Source organism: Blastococcus sp. SYSU DS0973 (genome assembly GCF_054051055.1).
Map to the genome: position 1 here is coordinate 266,017 of NZ_JBJHAN010000004.1, position 16,535 is coordinate 282,551.

At 73.1% G+C, this 16,535-nt stretch carries 15 protein-coding genes; 10 read left to right on the forward strand and 5 right to left on the reverse strand.

What is annotated here, in order from left to right; genetic code table 11:
• Window positions 1-44: 44 nt before the first annotated feature.
• Window positions 45-992 (forward strand): 2-hydroxyacid dehydrogenase, encoded by a 948-nt coding sequence (locus ACI791_RS09835; protein ID WP_456585881.1) that lies wholly within the window; start codon window positions 45-47, stop codon window positions 990-992.
• On the opposite strand, the gene ACI791_RS09840 is transcribed toward ACI791_RS09835, so the two are convergent.
• Entirely contained in the window at window positions 986-1,384 is a 399-nt protein-coding gene (locus tag ACI791_RS09840; protein ID WP_456585882.1) for a PH domain-containing protein, read from the reverse strand. The two genes, ACI791_RS09835 and ACI791_RS09840, sit on opposite strands and share 7 nt — an antisense overlap.
• A 64-nt stretch (window positions 1,385-1,448) precedes the next feature.
• On the opposite strand from ACI791_RS09840, the gene ilvD reads away from it, so the two are divergent.
• The 4 genes from ilvD to ilvC all read left to right on the forward strand — a co-directional run bounded on the left by ilvD (window position 1,449) and on the right by ilvC (window position 7,234).
• Window positions 1,449-3,173, forward strand: a complete 1,725-nt coding sequence (ilvD, locus tag ACI791_RS09845) for a dihydroxy-acid dehydratase (protein WP_456585883.1) — start codon at window positions 1,449-1,451, stop codon at window positions 3,171-3,173.
• A 476-nt stretch (window positions 3,174-3,649) separates the two neighbouring features.
• Window positions 3,650-5,536, forward strand: coding sequence for an acetolactate synthase large subunit (locus tag ACI791_RS09850; protein WP_456585884.1), 1,887 nt, complete (start codon window positions 3,650-3,652; stop codon window positions 5,534-5,536).
• 11 nt (window positions 5,537-5,547) lie between these two features.
• Window positions 5,548-6,075, forward strand: coding sequence for an acetolactate synthase small subunit (gene ilvN, locus ACI791_RS09855; protein WP_347057638.1), 528 nt, complete (start codon window positions 5,548-5,550; stop codon window positions 6,073-6,075).
• Between the two features lie 130 nt (window positions 6,076-6,205).
• Window positions 6,206-7,234, forward strand: coding sequence for a ketol-acid reductoisomerase (gene ilvC, locus ACI791_RS09860; RefSeq protein WP_456585885.1), 1,029 nt, complete (start codon window positions 6,206-6,208; stop codon window positions 7,232-7,234).
• A gap of 126 nt (window positions 7,235-7,360) precedes the next feature.
• Here ilvC and ACI791_RS09865 read toward each other — a convergent pair whose 3' ends face one another.
• Together ACI791_RS09865 and ACI791_RS09870 are read right to left on the reverse strand one after the other, a co-directional pair.
• A complete protein-coding gene (locus ACI791_RS09865) occupies window positions 7,361-7,969 on the reverse strand; it encodes a hypothetical protein (protein ID WP_456585886.1) in 609 nt (202 codons plus the stop codon).
• 122 nt (window positions 7,970-8,091) lie between these two features.
• Complete coding sequence (locus tag ACI791_RS09870; RefSeq protein ID WP_456585887.1) at window positions 8,092-8,829, reverse strand: hypothetical protein; 738 nt, start codon at window positions 8,827-8,829, stop codon at window positions 8,092-8,094.
• A 618-nt stretch (window positions 8,830-9,447) separates the two neighbouring features.
• Here ACI791_RS09870 and ACI791_RS09875 point away from each other — a divergent pair.
• The 3 genes from ACI791_RS09875 (at window position 9,448) to cimA (ending at window position 12,494) form a co-directional block, all read left to right on the forward strand.
• Complete coding sequence (locus tag ACI791_RS09875; protein WP_456585888.1) at window positions 9,448-9,591, forward strand: hypothetical protein; 144 nt, start codon at window positions 9,448-9,450, stop codon at window positions 9,589-9,591.
• 11 nt (window positions 9,592-9,602) lie between these two features.
• The gene (locus ACI791_RS09880) at window positions 9,603-10,625 is read left to right on the forward strand and encodes a 3-isopropylmalate dehydrogenase (RefSeq protein ID WP_456585889.1); all 1,023 of its coding nucleotides are present in this window, start codon (window positions 9,603-9,605) and stop codon (window positions 10,623-10,625) included.
• Between the two features lie 282 nt (window positions 10,626-10,907).
• Window positions 10,908-12,494, forward strand: a complete 1,587-nt coding sequence (cimA, locus tag ACI791_RS09885) for a citramalate synthase (RefSeq protein WP_456585890.1) — start codon at window positions 10,908-10,910, stop codon at window positions 12,492-12,494.
• Here the strand turns inward: cimA and ACI791_RS09890 are convergent.
• Both ACI791_RS09890 and ACI791_RS09895 read right to left on the reverse strand, forming a co-directional pair.
• A complete protein-coding gene (locus ACI791_RS09890; protein ID WP_456585891.1) occupies window positions 12,485-13,213 on the reverse strand; it encodes a glutamine amidotransferase in 729 nt (242 codons plus the stop codon). The two genes, cimA and ACI791_RS09890, sit on opposite strands and share 10 nt — an antisense overlap.
• A gap of 7 nt (window positions 13,214-13,220) precedes the next feature.
• On the reverse strand, window positions 13,221-13,547 hold the full coding sequence (locus ACI791_RS09895; RefSeq protein WP_456585892.1) for a putative quinol monooxygenase: 327 nt from the start codon (window positions 13,545-13,547) through the stop codon (window positions 13,221-13,223).
• Window positions 13,548-14,066: 519 nt separating this feature from the next.
• Here ACI791_RS09895 and ACI791_RS09900 point away from each other — a divergent pair.
• Window positions 14,067-14,879: a fumarylacetoacetate hydrolase family protein gene (locus tag ACI791_RS09900; RefSeq protein WP_456585893.1), complete on the forward strand. Its 813-nt coding sequence runs from the start codon at window positions 14,067-14,069 to the stop codon at window positions 14,877-14,879.
• Window positions 14,876-16,366 carry a glutamate--tRNA ligase gene (gltX, locus tag ACI791_RS09905; protein WP_456585894.1) on the forward strand — a complete coding sequence of 497 codons (1,491 nt, stop codon included), beginning with the start codon at window positions 14,876-14,878 and terminating at the stop codon, window positions 16,364-16,366. Before ACI791_RS09900 ends, gltX begins: the two co-directional genes overlap by 4 nt.
• Window positions 16,367-16,535 lie beyond the last annotated feature (169 nt).

Here is a 16,535-nt window from a genome sequence, read left to right on the forward strand (position 1 = left end):
CCGGCCGGTCGTCCGCGGCACGCGGGCTGGCTAGCGTGGTGCCCGTGACGACTTTGGAGCTGGCGGCGGACGAGACGCTGCACGTGCTGGTGCCCTCCCGCGCCATCGGAGCCGCCGTCGAGGAGGTGTCGCCCCGGATCCGGGCGCACCGGCTCGACCCGGCCGATGGCCCGCCGACCGGTGAGGCCGCGCTCGCGCGCGTGTGGGTGCCGCGTTCCGGTGGCGCCACACTGCCCGACGACGCGTTCTTCGCCGCGCTGCCCGAGCTGCGCCTGGTGCAGCTGCTGAGCGCGGGTGCGGAGAACTTCGCCGGCCGGCTGCCCGAGGGCGTGGTCCTGTGCAACGCCCGGGGTGCGCACACCCCGTCGACCGCGGAGTGGGCGGTCGCGGCGACGCTCGCGGCCCAGCGGGGAATCCCCTTCTTCGTGCGCGAGCAGGACGCCGGCCGCTGGTCGTTCACCACGCACCGGTCGCTGGTCGGGGCCCGCGTGCTGGTGATCGGCGCCGGGGACATCGGCCGGGCCATCGGCCGCATGCTCGCCGGGTTCGACGTCGAGCTGACCTACGTCGCGCGCACCGCCCGCGAGGGGGTCCGCGCCATCGACGAGCTCCCCGACCTGCTCCCGCACGCCGACGTCGTCGTCCTCATCGTCCCGGTGACGCCGGAGACCCGGGGCATGGTCGACGCGGAGTTCCTCGCCGCGATGGCCGACGGGGCGCTGCTGGTCAACGCCGCCCGGGGTGTCGTCGTCGACACCGACGCCCTCGTGGCCGAGCTGGCCAGCGGCCGGTTGCGCGCGGCGGTGGACGTGACCGACCCCGAGCCGCTGCCCGCGGGGCACCCGCTGTGGTCCGCGCCCGGGCTGCTGCTCACCCCGCACGTCGGCGGCGCGGTGCCCGAGACCAACGCGCGGGCGGCCGCCGCCGTCACCGACCAGCTCCGCCGGATTCTCGCCGGCGAGCCGCTGGTCAACGTCGTCGACGCCTACTGAGCCGGCGGGCGGGATCCGGCCGGGGCGACGGGAATCTCCAGGCGTCCGCCGGAGACCGCGGCCAGCCGGGGCAGGTCGCGGGTCCGCAGTACCGGCAGCCGGACCTCGGTGGCGGCGGCGGTGACCAGCCAGAGGTCGCCGCGGGCGCCGACGCGGATGCCGGCCAGCTCCGTCCAGGGCACCGTCCGCGAGCCGAGGACGGCGCGCGCGGTGATGCCCTCGTGGGTGACGTCGACGCCCCGGCGCAGCACCGCTACGGCGATCGCCGCGGGCACGAGCAGCAGGACCGGCGTCCACCAGGCGACCGCCGCCGTCGGGAGGATGCAGAAGGCCAGCACGACGAGGGGCAGCAGCGCGTTGCGCTCCATCCGGAACCGCGCGGGAAGGGTCACGAACGGCCATGATCCCACCCCGGGCCGGTCCGCCGGACGGGGCGCAGGCATACCATCGCCGCTCGTGACGATCGGTGAGGACCTCATCCCCGGCAACGAGCCCGCGAGCCAGACCCACAGCCCGTTGAAGCCGCGCAGCTACGAGGTGACCGACGGGGACGCCAAGGCGCCCGCGCGGGCCATGCTCCGCGCCGTCGGCATGGGCGACGAGGACTTCGCCAAGCCGCAGATCGGCGTCGCCTCGTCCTGGAACGAGATCACCCCCTGCAACCTGTCCCTGGACCGGCTGGCCAAGCGGGCCAAGGAGGGCGTGCACGCGGCCGGCGGCTACCCGCTGGAGTTCGGGACGATCTCGGTCTCCGACGGCATCTCCATGGGGCACGAGGGGATGCGCGCGTCGCTGGTGTCCCGCGAGGTCATCGCCGACTCGGTCGAGACGGTCATGTTCGCCGAGCGGCTGGACGGCTCGGTGCTCCTGGCCGGCTGCGACAAGTCGCTGCCGGGGATGCTCATGGCCGCGGCGCGGCTGGACCTGGCCAGCGTGTTCCTGTACTCCGGCTCCACGCTGCCGGGGAAGCTCGGCGACCGGGACCTCACGATCATCGACGTCTTCGAGGGCGTGGGTGCCTGCGCCCGCGGGCTGATCAGCCGCGAGGAGCTGGTCGAGATCGAGAAGGCAGCCTGCCCCGGGCAGGGGTCCTGCGGCGGCATGTACACCGCCAACACCATGGCCAGCGTGGCGGAGGCGCTCGGCATGGCGCTGCCCGGCAGCGCCGCCCCGCCCGCGCCGGACAGCCGGCGCGACGCCTACGCGGTCGCCTCCGGCGAGGCCGTGGTCAACCTGCTCCGCAAGGGGATCACCGCACGCCAGATCATGACGAAGGAGGCGTTCGAGAACGCGATCACCGTCGTCATGGCGCTCGGCGGCTCCACCAACGCCGTGCTGCACCTGCTGGCGATCGCGCACGAGGCGCAGGTCGAGCTGACGCTGGACGACTTCAACCGGATCGGCGACCGCACCCCGCACCTGGCCGACGTCAAGCCCTTCGGTCGCTTCGTCATGACCGACATCGACCGCGTCGGCGGGGTTCCGGTCGTGCTCCGCGCGCTGCTGGACGCCGGGCTGCTCCACGGCGACACGCTGACCGTGACCGGGAAGACGATGGCGGAGAACCTCGCCGACATCGCGCCGCCCGACATCGACGGCACGATCGTCCACGCGATGAACGACCCGATCCACACGACCGGCGGCCTGACGATTCTCCGCGGCTCGCTCTCCCCGGAGGGTGCGGTCGTGAAGTCGGCGGGCTTCGACGCGGACGTCTTCGAGGGCACCGCACGGGTCTTCGACGGCGAGCAGGGCGCGATGGACGCCGTCACCGAGGGCACGCTCGAGCCCGGCGACGTCGTGGTCATCCGCTACGAGGGCCCCCGGGGCGGGCCGGGCATGCGGGAGATGCTCGCCGTCACCGGTGCGATCAAGGGCGCCGGACTGGGCAAGGACGTCCTGCTGCTGACCGACGGCCGGTTCTCCGGCGGCACCACCGGCCTGTGCATCGGTCACGTCGCGCCCGAGGCCGCCGACGGCGGGCCGATCGCGTTCGTGCGCGACGGCGACCGGATCCGGCTGGACCTGGTCCACCGGACGTTGGACCTGCTCGTCGACGCCGACGAGCTGGCCCGCCGGGCCGACGGCTGGGAGCCGCTCCCGCCCCGCTACACCACCGGCGTGCTCGGCAAGTACGCCAAGCTCGTCGGCTCGGCGGCCCAGGGAGCGATCTGCGGCTGACCCCCATGGGGTGACACGGCGGCCCCGGCCGGTCCCCGGACCGCCGGTCACACCGCGGACCCGGCACCCGGAGGTGTGAGTGCCGGGTCCGCCACGCCCTGGCCCTGGGTGCTCGGAGTGGCCACGGAGCAGGCGGCCGGGCTCCTGGCCGACGGCTGGGACGTGCGGCGCGTCTCCGTGGCCCGCCCTGACGGCACCGAATCTGGACGCCGGTGTCCACATCGTGGGACGCGACGGTTGACGCCGGGCCGGGGTGGGGCGCACAGTGTGACCGTGCCTCGCACCAGCATGCTCGCCGACGCCGGCCCCCGCGGCGTCCTCGTACTCGCGTAGCGCGTCCGGTCACCGACCGACGCGCTGACCCTTCGTGCCCGTGGCACGAGGGGTTTTTTGTTGGCCGTGACCTGCCGCACAGCGAGCGCGCCCGCCCGTCGCACCAGCCCGTACCACGCCGCAAGGCACAGGAGATCCGCGCGATGACCACCACCACCCCGCACGAGGCCCCGCACTCCGAGGTCGCCACCCGCGAGGCCGCCGCGGCGCTCACCGGCGTCGAGACGACGGCCCGGTCGGTCGCCGAGGCCGCTGCCGAGCCGGCCACCGGTATCACCGGTGCGCAGAGCCTCGTCCGCTCGCTCGAGGCGGTCGGCGTCGACGTGGTCTTCGGCATCCCGGGCGGCGCGATCCTCCCGGCCTACGACCCGCTGTTCGACTCCCGCGTGCACCACGTCCTGGTCCGGCACGAACAGGGCGCGGGACACGCCGCCACCGGGTACGCGCAGGCCACCGGGCGGGTCGGTGTCTGCATGGCCACTTCCGGCCCGGGCGCCACCAACCTGGTCACCCCGCTGGCCGACGCCTACATGGACTCGGTCCCCATCGTGGCCATCACCGGCCAGGTGCCGAGCGCGGCCATCGGCACCGACGCCTTCCAGGAGGCGGACATCCGCGGCATCACGATGCCGGTCACCAAGCACAACTTCCTGGTGACGTCGGCCGAGGAGATCCCGCAGCGGATCGCCGAGGCCTTCCACCTGGCGTCCACCGGCCGCCCCGGTCCGGTCCTGGTCGACATCCCCAAGGACGTCCTGCAGGCCACGACGGACTTCTCCTGGCCGCCGCGGCTCGACCTGCCCGGCTACAAGCCGACGACGCGGCCGCACGGCAAGCAGGTCCGCGAGGCCGCCACCCTCATCGCCGCCGCTCGTCGCCCGGTCCTCTACGTCGGCGGGGGCGTGCTCAAGGCGCAGGCCACCGCCCAGCTCGCCCAGCTCGCCGAGCTGACCGGCGCGCCGGTGGTCACCACACTCATGGCCCGGGGCGCGTTCCCCGACAGCAACCCGCAGCACCTGGGCATGCCCGGCATGCACGGCACCGTCGCGGCGGTGACCGCGCTGCAGAAGTCCGACCTGATCGTCGCGCTGGGCGCGCGGTTCGACGACCGGGTGACCGGCGAGCTGTCCAGCTTCGCGCCCGACGCCCTGGTCGTCCACGCCGACATCGACCCCGCCGAGATCGGCAAGAACCGCAGAGCCGACGTGCCGATCGTCGGCGACGCCAAGGAGACCATCGCACAGCTGGTCGAGGCCCTCCGCGCCGAGCACGAGGCGGGCCGCACGCCGGACCTGGCGGCGTGGTGGGCGCAGCTCGACGACTGGCGCGAGCGCTACCCGCTCGGCTACGACTGGCCCGAGGACGGCGCGCTGTCGCCGCAGTACGTCATCGAGCGGCTGGGCGCGATCGCCGGCCCCGACGCCGTCTACACCTCCGGCGTCGGCCAGCACCAGATGTGGGCGGCCCAGTTCATCAGGTACGAGAAGCCGGGCACCTGGCTCAACAGCGGCGGCCTGGGCACGATGGGCTACTCCGTGCCGGCGGCGATGGGCGCCAAGTACGGCTGCCCCGACACCACCGTGTGGGCCATCGACGGCGACGGCTGCTTCCAGATGACCAACCAGGAGCTCGCCACCTGCGCCATCGAGGGCATCCCGGTGAAGGTCGCCGTCATCAACAACGGCAACCTCGGCATGGTCCGGCAGTGGCAGACCCTGTTCTACGAGGGTCGCTACTCCAACACCAGGCTGCACGCGCGCAACCCCGACGGCTCGCCCAAGCCGGTGCGCATCCCCGACTTCGTCGCGCTGGCGGAGGCGCTGGGCTGCGTCGGGTTGCGGTGCGAGAGCAAGGACGACGTCGACGCCGTCATCGAGAAGGCCATGGCGATCAACGACGCGCCGGTGGTCATCGACTTCGTCGTCGGCGCCGACGCCCAGGTGTGGCCGATGGTCGCCGCCGGCGCCAGCAACGACGCGATCCTGGCCGCGCGCGACCTGCGCCCGGTCTTCGGCGACGGCCAGGTCTGAGGAGCGCACCCATGTCCCGTCACACCCTCTCGGTCCTCGTCGAGAACAAGTCCGGTGTCCTGGCCCGCGTCTCGGCGCTGTTCAGCCGTCGCGGCTTCAACATCGAGTCCCTCGCCGTCGGGCCGACCGAGAACCCCGACCTGTCGCGCATGACCATCGTCGTCGACGCGGAGAGCCAGCCGCTGGAGCAGATCACCAAGCAGCTCAACAAGCTGATCGAGATCATCAAGATCGTCGAGCTGGACGGCGGCGCCGCCGTCCAGCGCGAGCTGCTGCTGGTCAAGGTGCGCGCACCCCTCGCCGAGCGCACCCAGGTGCTGCAGACCGCCGAGCTGTTCCGGGCCCGCGTCATCGACGTCAACCCCGACACGGTGACCCTCGAGGCCACCGGCACGCCGGAGAAGCTGCAGGCGCTGCTGGCGGTGCTCGCACCGCTCGGCATCAAGGAGATGGCCCAGTCGGGCACCGTCGCGCTGGGCCGGGGCCCGCGGGCGATGTCCGGCGCCGGTACGTTGCGCCCGGTCGAACGCACCGCGTGACGACGGCCCTGGGAGCATCGCAGCGAGCAACGAGCGGGGAGCAGACCAGGGCGCGGAGTCGCGCCATCGACACTGCCTGATCCCGCAGCCTGAGACGTCGAACCACCAACCGAAGGGAACCGCACACAGCATGGCCGCCGAGATCTTCTACGACGCCGACGCCGACCTCTCGATCATCCAGGGGCGCACCGTCGCCGTCCTGGGCTACGGCAGCCAGGGCCACGCCCACGCGCTGTCGCTGCGCGACTCCGGCGTCGACGTGCGCGTCGGCCTGCCCGAGGGCTCCAAGAGCCGCGCCAAGGCCGAGGCCGAGGGCCTGCGCGTCGTCACGCCGGCCGAGGCGTCCGCCGAGGCCGACCTGATCATGATCCTGGCTCCGGACCACGTGCAGCGGACGCTGTACGCGGACTCCGTGGAGCCGAACCTGCAGGACGGCGACGCGCTCTTCTTCGGTCACGGCTTCAACATCCGGTTCGGCTACATCAAGCCCCCGGCCGGTGTGGACGTGGCGATGGTCGCCCCCAAGGGCCCCGGTCACCTCGTCCGCCGCGAGTTCGAGAACGGCAAGGGCGTGCCCTGCCTGGTCGCCGTGGAGCAGGACGCCTCCGGGTCCGCGCTGCAGCTGGCCCTCTCCTACGCGGCCGCCATCGGTGGCACCCGCGCCGGCGTCATCAAGACGACCTTCGCCGAGGAGACCGAGACCGACCTGTTCGGTGAGCAGGCCGTCCTCTGCGGTGGCGCGAGCGCGCTGATCACCGCCGGGTTCGAGACGCTGACCGAGGCCGGTTACCAGCCCGAGGTCGCCTACTTCGAGTGCCTGCACGAGCTGAAGCTGATCGTCGACCTCATGTACGAGGGCGGCATCGCCAAGCAGCGCTGGTCGGTGTCCGACACCGCCGAGTACGGCGACTACACCTCCGGCCCGAAGGTCATCGACGCCCGCGTCAAGGAGTCGATGCAGGACGTGCTGGCGGCGATCAAGGACGGCTCCTGGGCCGCGGCGTTCATCGCCGACCAGGACGCCGGCGCGCCGGACTTCAAGGCGAAGCGGGCCGCCGCCGAGGCGCACCCGATCGAGGAGACCGGGCGCAAGCTGCGCGGACTGATGAGCTGGGTGGCCGCGTCCGACGACTACACCGGAACCGCTGCCCGCAGCTGAGCGAAGCCACCCTTCCCCCACGGCTCGCAGGCTCGGCGCGGGTCCCTGGAGGGTGGGCCGCTCCATACGCACCCGGCCCCCGCCGCCCTCAGGGCAGCGGGGGCCGTCGTGCGTCGGGGCCGAGGGTCAGTAGCTGACGCCGCGGGCGGCGAAGTACTGCCTGGAGCGCGGCTGCACGAGCAGGAACACGATGAGGATCGGCAGTACGAACGACAGCAGCCCCGAGAACCACGCCTCGCCGTAGACGACGGCGAAGATGGTGTACAGCAATTGCACGCCGATCGAGGCGTAGCTGCCGAGCAGCAGCAGCCGGGGCGACTTCCCCTGGATGGTCTGGGTGGCGCCGATCAGCATCACGACCGAGGTCGCGAGCGAGAGCAGGTACAGCAGGCCCAGGATGGCGCTGGCGTCGAAGATCAGCCCGAGCGCGAAGAGCCCGATCAACCCGAACAGGGTGCCGAGCCCGCCGATGATGATGCCGATGACCGCCGCGGCGGTCACCTGTCCCGGCCGCTGGTCCGGCGGAGGCCCGCCGTAGCCGGGAGGGGCGGCGGGGTAGCCGCCGGGACCCTGGCCGTAGCCCTGAGGCGACTGGTTGTAGCCATGGCCGTAGCCCTGGGGCGGCTGGCCGTAGCCGGGCGGCGGCTGCTGGCCGGGTGGCGGCCCCCAGCCCGGCTGGCCCTGCGGCCCACCGCCCTGGGGGTAGTCGGGGTCGGAACCGGTGGGGCTGGACATCGCAGCGTCCTCCTGGTCAGGGGGGCCGACGTGGCTCCCTGGTCACCGATCGTAGGGACGGTTGCCCCGGCCCGGGGCCGGCGGCGTCCGCGGCCGCCGGCACCCCGCCGCCGCCACCCGGTTCAGCGACCCGTGCGCCGGAACCGGTGCGCGGCGAAGAACTGCGTGGCCGGCTTCATCGAGAGCAGCACCACGATCGCCAGGGCGGCGAGGAAGAAGAGCAGGCTGATCACGAGATCACCGGCGCCGCCCTCGGACAGGCTGCCCAGGAAGCCGATGGCCGTGAAGACGAGCGCGATGGAGCCGCCGACCAACAGGAGGACGCGGCTGCGACCGCTCAGGGCCCAGACCGAGCCCCAGACCATCACCGCCGTCCAGACCAGCGCCAGCAGGCCGACAATGAGCAGCACGCCGCCGAGGGCACCGGCGACGGATCCGAGGCCCGGGATCTCCTCGTCCAGCCCGGTGCCGGCGCCGCTCGCGGCGACGCCCAGGACGATCGTGAAGAAGCTCACCAGCAGGCCCAGGGCGCCGTAGACGAACCCGAGCACGGCGGCGGTGACGACGCCCCCCGGCTTGGCCGGGACGCCGGTGGCGCCGTACTGGCCGTACTGCTGGGCGTAGGGCGCCGGCATCCCGTACTGCTGCCCGTAGCCCTGGTCGCCGTACGGCTGGCCGTAGGCCTGCTGCCCGTACGGGGGCTGGCCGTACTGCGGCTGTCCGTACGGCGCCTGGCCGTACGGGGGCTGGCCGTACTGCGGCGGGTTCCCCTGCCCGTAGGAGGGCCCGTCCTGCTCCTGCCCGCTCCCGGGACCGTACGGGCCCGACTCGGAACGACCCTGGTCGTCGGACTGGCTCACTGTTCTCCTCCGTCGGTGCCGGGGGGTTCCGGCTCTCGGGGGTCAGGATGTCGGTGGCTCCACACGGGGGCAAGGACCCGGGGAGCGGGTCCCATCCGCGGGAGAGTCCCCAGCCGGTGGCACCCGACCACGCCCCCAACACCATCGCGCCGTCGTCCTGATCGCCGAAGAGCTCGCCTCCAGTGTGCTGGAGGTGTTCGGGACCGGAGTCGGGATCCGTCATGTCGACGGGGCCGACCGGGCTGCGCTGCTGTCCGCCCTCGCCGGCGCCGCAGCCGTGACGATCCGCAGCGCCAACCGGGAACGACGTCGAGGCGCTCGCCGCCGCACCGAACCGCAAGTCGTCTGCCCCTGGCCGAGAAGCTGGGCCGGGTGTCGACCTCCGTCGCCGACGGGCTGGCCCAGTCGGCACGGCCGCCCTGACCAGCGACCCCGAGAGCCCGACCCACCCCGACTACGTCCGGGTGTGCGGCGCGATGGCCGACGGCACGCAGGTCGCCGTCGCCGGCACGCTGTTCGGCAGGAACCAGTTGCCCCGGCTCACCGAGATCGAGCTTCGAGATCGGCCTGGCCGCCTCGGGGTACCTCTTCTTCGTCTACGCCGACCGCCCGGGCGTCGTGGGCACCGCGCTCGGGGAGGCCCGGGTCCACATCGCCGGCGCTCAGGTCAGCCGGGCCGACGACGGCGGCGAGGCGGTCGTGGCGGTCACCGTCGACAGCCCGGGCAGCCCTGGCCGCCGACTTCACGACGCTCTCACCTAGGGTCCCTTCCCATGCGCCTGGCAGTGATCCCTGGAGACGGCATCGGCCCCGAAGTCCTAGCGGAGGGGCTCAAGGTCCTCCGCGCGGTCGCGCCCGATCTGGAGACGACCCCGTACGACCTCGGTGCCGCGCGGTGGCAGCGGACCGGCGAGCTGCTGCCGGACACGGTTCTCGACGAGCTCCGCCAGCACGATGCGATCCTGCTGGGCGCGATCGGAGACCCGAGCGTGCCGCCGGGCATCCTGGAGCGCGGGCTGCTGCTGCGACTGCGCTTCGAGCTGGACCACCACGTGAACCTGCGTCCGGCGAAGCTCTTCGACGGCGTGCGCGGCCCGCTGGCGTCGCCCGGCCCGATCGACATGCTGTGCGTCCGCGAGGGCACCGAGGGTCCCTACGTCGGCAATGGCGGCGTGCTCCGCAAGGACACCCCGCAGGAGGTCGCGACCGAGGTCAGCCTCAACACCGCCTTCGGCGTCGAGCGCCTCGTCCGCTACGCGTTCGAGCGGGCTGTGGGGCGCCCGCGCAAGCACCTGACGCTGATCCACAAGACCAACGTGCTCACCCACGCCGGCGGCCTCTGGTCGCGGATCGTGGAGGAGGTGTCGGTCGAGTTCCCGGGGGTCACCGTCGCCTACCAGCACGTCGACGCGGCCTCGATGTTCTTCATCACCGACCCGGGCCGCTACGACGTCATCGTCACCGACAACCTCTTCGGCGACATCGTCACCGACGTCGCCGCCGCGGTGACCGGTGGCATCGGCCTCGCAGCGAGCGGCAACCTCGACGCCTCGGGGACCAACCCGAGCATGTTCGAGCCGGTGCACGGGTCGGCCCCCGACATCGCCGGCCAGGGCATCGCCGACCCCACGGCCACGGTGCTGTCGGTCGGCCTGCTCCTGGACCACCTCGGCCGCACCGAGCAGGCGCGCAAGGTCGACGCCGCCGTCGCGTTCGACCTGTCCACGCGGGACCCGCGGGCGGCGATCCGCACCACCGACGTCGGCGACCGGCTCGCGGCCCTCGCCGGCGGCTGAGAAAGCCCCCCGGCGAGGGGGCTGCCAGCACGTCACCCGGTGGGCCGGCCAGGGGCGCCGGTGAGCGGCACGGGGCACACGGGGCCGCCGGCGCCGTCGGCTGCAGCCCCGTTCCCGGACGGGGGTGACGTGCACCGCACCCACCGTGCTTTCATGGTGCCGATGCACACCAGCGGCACGATCATCGCCTAGCGCGCAGTCACCTCCCCGACTGCGCGCAGACCTCCCGTACCCGGGGGGTCTTTTTCGTGTTCGGCCCCTTGCCATCCCCCGGGAGACACCGTGACCACCACCGACACCGACTTCCACGTCTTCGACACCACGCTGCGCGACGGCGCCCAGCGCGAGGGGGTCAGCTACTCGGTCGCCGACAAGCTCGCGGTGGCCCGGCTGCTGGACGAGATCGGCGTCGGCTACATCGAGGGCGGGTGGCCGGGCGCGCTGCCCAAGGACACCGAGTTCTTCGCCCGCGCGCGGACCGAGCTGCAGCTGAAGAACGCTCAGCTGGTGGCGTTCGGATCGACCCGCAAGGCCGGCGTCGCCGTGGCCGACGACCTGCAGGTCCGAGCCCTGCTCGACGCGCAGACGCCGGTGGTCTGCCTGGTCGCGAAGTCCGACGTGCGGCACGTGCGGGAGGCGCTGCGCACCACGCTGGAGGAGAACCTGGCGATGGTCGCCGACACGGTCGCCTTCTTCGTCGCCCACGGCCGGCGGGTGTTCCTCGACTGCGAGCACTTCTTCGACGGGTACGCCGCCGACCGGGACTACGGGGTGCGCGTGCTGCAGGCGGCGTTCGACGCCGGCGCGGAGGTCGGCGTCCTGTGCGACACGAACGGGGGCATGCTGCCCATGGGCGTGGGCCGGATCGTGACCGAGGTGCGGGCGCGGGTGGACGGCCGGCTGGGCATCCACTGCCAGGACGACACCGGCTGCGCGGTGGCCAACACCCTCGCGGCGGTCGAGGCCGGCGTCACGCACGTCCAGGGGACGGCGAACGGCTACGGCGAGCGCGCCGGCAACGCGGACACCTTCGCGCTCATCGGGAACCTGGTCACCAAGATGGGCATCCCCGCCGTACCGGCCGAGTGCCTGCCGGAGCTGCAGCGGGTCAGCCACGCGCTCGCCGAGCTGGCCAACATCGCACCCGACGACCACCAGCCGTTCGTCGGCGCCTCGGCGTTCGCGCACAAGGCCGGCCTGCACGCCAGCGCGATCAAGGTGAGCCCCGAGCTCTACAACCACCTCGACCCGTCGGTCGTGGGCAACGGCATGCGCATCCTGGTCACCGAGATGGCGGGCCGGGCGTCGGTCGAGCTGAAGGGCCGCGAGCTGGGCGTGGACCTCACCGGCGAGTCCGACGCCGTCGGCCGGGTGGTCGACCAGGTGAAGGTGCTCGAGGCCGACGGGTGGTCCTTCGAGGCCGCCGACGCCTCCTTCGAGCTGCTGCTCCGCTCGCAGCTGCCCGGCGCGCCGCCCCCGCTGTTCGAGCTGGAGAGCTACAGGACCTCCGTCGAGCACTGGGGCAACGGCGTCGTCGTCAGCGAGGCGACCGTCAAGGTGCACGTCGACGGCCAGCGCATCATCAGCACCGGTGAGGGCAACGGCCCGGTCAACGCCCTGGACAACGCGCTGCGGCAGGCGCTGGTGCACCGCTACCCGCAGCTGGCCGACGTCGCCCTGGCCGACTACAAGGTCCGCATCCTGGGCTGGAGGGGCGGCACGAGCGCCACCACCCGGGTGCTCATCGACACCACCGACGGGGTGGGGGAGTGGACCACCGTCGGGGTCCACGCCAACATCGTCGAGGCGTCCTGGCATGCGCTGGTCGACGCGCTCACCTACGCCGTGCTGCGCCGCCCTCAGCCGTAGCGGGCGACGAAGTTCGCCAGCAGGCGCCCGGGGCGGGTCACGACCGCCGGCGTCAGCCGCGCGATGACCGCCTCGATCTCCGACGGCGCGAAGTAGCCGGCGTGCTGGTAGATGCGCACCCGCTGCACGATCCCGGGGACGTCGAGCTCCGGGTGGAACTGGGTGGCGTAGACGTTCTCCTTCACCCTGAACATCTGCACGGGGCAGCTCGCCGACGACGCCAGCAGCACCGAGCCCGGCGGCAGCACCCGGCAGGCCTCCTTGTGCCCCACGAAGGCCTGGAACCGGTCGGGCACCCCGGCCAGCAGCGGGTCGGCGCGGCCCTCCGGCGTCAGCGCCACCTCGACCGCCGACACCGGCTCGCCGTAGGTCCGGTCCACGACGCCGCCCTGCCGGGTGCCGAGCGTGCCGATGCCGTAGCAGGCGCCGAAGAACGGCAGGTCGCGCGCCACCACCTCGTCCAGGAGGGCGCCGACCTCCCGCTCGACCCGCACCTGGACGGGGGACTTCAGGTCCGGCTCGTCGCTGGAGTTGAACGGCCCGCCACCGAGGAACACCCCGGCGTAGGCGTCGAGGTCCAGCGACGGCAGCGGGCCCGCCTCCAGCCGAATCCGGTGCAGCCGCTCCGCGGGCAGGGCGGTGAACCGGAGGAACGAGGCGAGCTCCTCGTCGGCGGCCGCATCCTCCGGTCGGGTGGACAGCAGCAGGAAGGGCAACACCGGCGGGTCAGCGCGGCTGGATCTCCCCCATCGGGCCCCAGCCTTCGACGTCGGGGGCGTCGACGTAGATGATCTGCGGCTGCGCCGACACGAGGTCCGGCGCCTGCTCGACGAAGCGGGTGAAGGCGTCGGTGGCCACGTGCGCCGCGCCGGCGGCGGCGTCCCGGAAGCCCTCGACGCAGACGTAGGTGTTCGGCTCCTCCAGGCTCCGCGACCACTCGAAGAACAGCGAGCCCTCCTCGGCGTTGACCGCGCGGGCGTAGTCGGCGGCCAGCCCGGTCCACTCGTCGGCGCGCTCGGGACGGACGGGGAACTTCACGACGATGAGGATCACGGTGACATTGTCGGCCTCCGGCCGACCCCGCGGCCAATCGCCGTCCCGTGCTGCACCGAGCCGCTCCGTCGTTCCTGCGGGCCGGGATCGATGACCCGGGGCAGGCGCCCTCACCGGTGGGGGGCCTTCCCACGCACAGTCGAGTTCTGCTTACGACGGTGAGCAGGCCCCGACTTCCTGGGGCTACGTCCTCGGGGCGCGGGGCACCGGCAGCCCCTGCTGCAACGGGTCGAGCCGGCTGCGCAGCGGGCGGGACTGGTGCCCTCGGGATCGGCGAGCACGTGCCGGCTCTGGTCGCCGGACTGATCGGCGCCGGGCCGGCGAAGCGCTCGGCCGGGCCGATCTCGCTGCCCGTCCTCGTCGCCGAGGACCCGGTGGCCGAGCACCGCCCGCCCGGGATGCGGCCAGCGCCTCGGGATCGCGGATGTCCACGACGAGTGGGGGGAGTGGCGGGCCACGCGTGCAGTGAGCCCGAGGCGCGCCGGGGCCGCCGACCGGAGAGCCGACTAACCTCGGGTCGTGCGCATCGTCCGTTTCGCCTCCCCCCGAGGCATGTCCTTCGGTGTCCTCGACGGCGACGGCCAGGTCGCCCAGATCGAGGGCCACCCCTTCGGCCAGATCTCCTTCACCGGCACGCGCTACGCGCAGGCCGACATCCGGCTGCTCTCGCCGATCTTGCCGAGCAAGGTGGTGTGCGTCGGGAAGAACTACGCCGACCACGTCAAGGAGATGAACACCGGCGACGCTCCCACGGAGCCGCTGCTGTTCCTCAAGCCCTCGACGTCGGTCATCGGCCCCGGCGACGCCATCCGGATCCCGCCGGGCAGCACCAACGTGCACCACGAGGCCGAGCTCGCCGTCGTCATCGGCGCCCGGGGCGCCCGCAACGTGACGCCGGAGCAGGCGCTGAGCAGCGTCTTCGGCTACACGATCGGCAACGACGTGACCGAGCGGGACATGCAGCGGAGCGACGGGCAGTGGACCCGCGCGAAGGGCTTCGACTCCTTCTGCCCGCTGGGGCCGTGGATCGAGACCGACCTGCCCGGCATCGGCCTCGACGCCGCCGACCTGGAGGTCACCTGCGACGTCGACGCCGAGCGCCGCCAGAGCGGCCGCACCAGCCAGCTGCTCTTCGGCATCCCGTTGCTGATCTCCTACATCTCCCGGGTGATGACCCTGCTCCCCGGCGACGTCGTGCTCACCGGCACCCCGTCGGGCGTCGGCCCGATCCGCCCCGGCCAGACGGTGGCCTGCACCATCCAGGGCCTCGGCACGCTGACGAACTCCGTCTCCGCGGCCGACTCCGTCTCGACGGCCGGCGGCGCCCGGTGACGCAGCCGACGACGGTCCGCACGCGCTTCTGCCCGTCACCGACGGGCATGGTGCACGTCGGCCTGATGCGCACGGCTCTGTTCAACTGGGCGCACGCCCGGCACTCCGGCGGCACGTTCGTCCTCCGCATCGAGGACACCGACGCCGCCCGCGACTCCGAGGAGTCCTATCGCCACCTGCTCGACTGCCTGCGGTGGCTCGGGCTCGAGTGGGACGAGGGCCCCGAGGTGGGTGGCCCGAACGGCCCGTACCGCCAGTCGGAGCGACACGACGTCTACCGCGAGGTGGCGGCGAAGCTGCTCGAGGCGGGGCACGCCTACGAGTCCTTCTCGACCAACGAGGAGGTCGACGCCCGGCGGCGGGCGGCGGGCCAGGATCCGAAGCTCGGCTACGACAACCACGACCGGTTCCTCACCGACGCCCAGAAGTCCGCCTTCCGGGACGAGGGGCGGCAGCCGGTGCTCCGGCTGCGGATGCCGGACGAGGACCTGGTGTGGGACGACCTCGTCCGGGGGGAGGTGCGCTTCGCCGCCGGGTCGGTGCCCGACTTCGTGCTCGTCCGCGGTAACGGGGCTCCGCTCTACCCGTTCGTCAACCCGGTCGACGACGCGCTGATGGGCATCACCGACGTCCTGCGCGGTGAGGACCTGCTGCCCTCCACGCCGCGGCAGCTGGCCCTCTACGGGGCGCTGGCCGACGTCGGCGTCGCCTCGGGCACTCCCCGGTTCGGCCACCTGCCGTACGTGACCGGCGAGGGCAACAAGAAGCTCTCCAAGCGCGATCCGCAGTCCAACCTCGACGTGTACCGCGAGCGCGGCTTCCTGCCCGAGGGCTTCGCCAACTACCTGGCGCTGCTGGGCTGGTCGATCGCCGAGGACCGGGACATCTTCTCCACCGCGGAGCTGGTCGAGGCCTTCGACGTCTCCCGGGTCAGTGCCAACCCGGCGCGCTTCGACCTGAAGAAGGCCGAGGCGATCAACGCCACGCACCTGCGCGCCCTCCCGGTGGAGGAGTTCATCGCCCGCGTGATCCCCTACCTCGCCGGGGCAGGCCTGGTGAGCGAGCCGCCCACCGCCGAGCAGGACGCCGTGCTGCGGGCCATCGCGCCGATGGCGCAGGAACGCATGATCGTGCTGTCGGAGGCGGTCGGGCTGCTGGGCTTCCTCTTCGTCGACGAGGTGACCATCGAGCCGGCGGCGGCCGAGAAGCAGCTGGCCGGGGAACCGGCGGTCGAGGTGCTGGACGCCGCGACCACGGCGCTGGGTGCACTGCCGGAGTGGACCAACCCGGCCATCGAGCAGGCGCTGAAGGACGCGCTGGTCGAGGGGCTCGGCCGCAAGCCGCGGCAGGCCTTCGGCCCGGTCCGGGTCGCGGTCAGCGGGCGCACGGTGTCCCCGCCGCTGTACGAGTCGATGGAGCTGCTCGGCCGCGAACGGACGCTCGACCGGCTCGCCGCGGCCCGCGCGGTCGCCGCCACCGCGGGATGACGTCGCCGGGGAACGGTGGCCGGACGGCCGAGGAGCCGTACACCGGGCCGCCGCCGACCCTGCGCCCCGCGCCGGGGCAGTTCCCGATGACCCCGTGGGTCCAGCCCTACGGGCCGCCGCGGGGCTGGGGGCCACCTCCGCCGGGCTGGGGGCCACCTCCGCCGGGCTG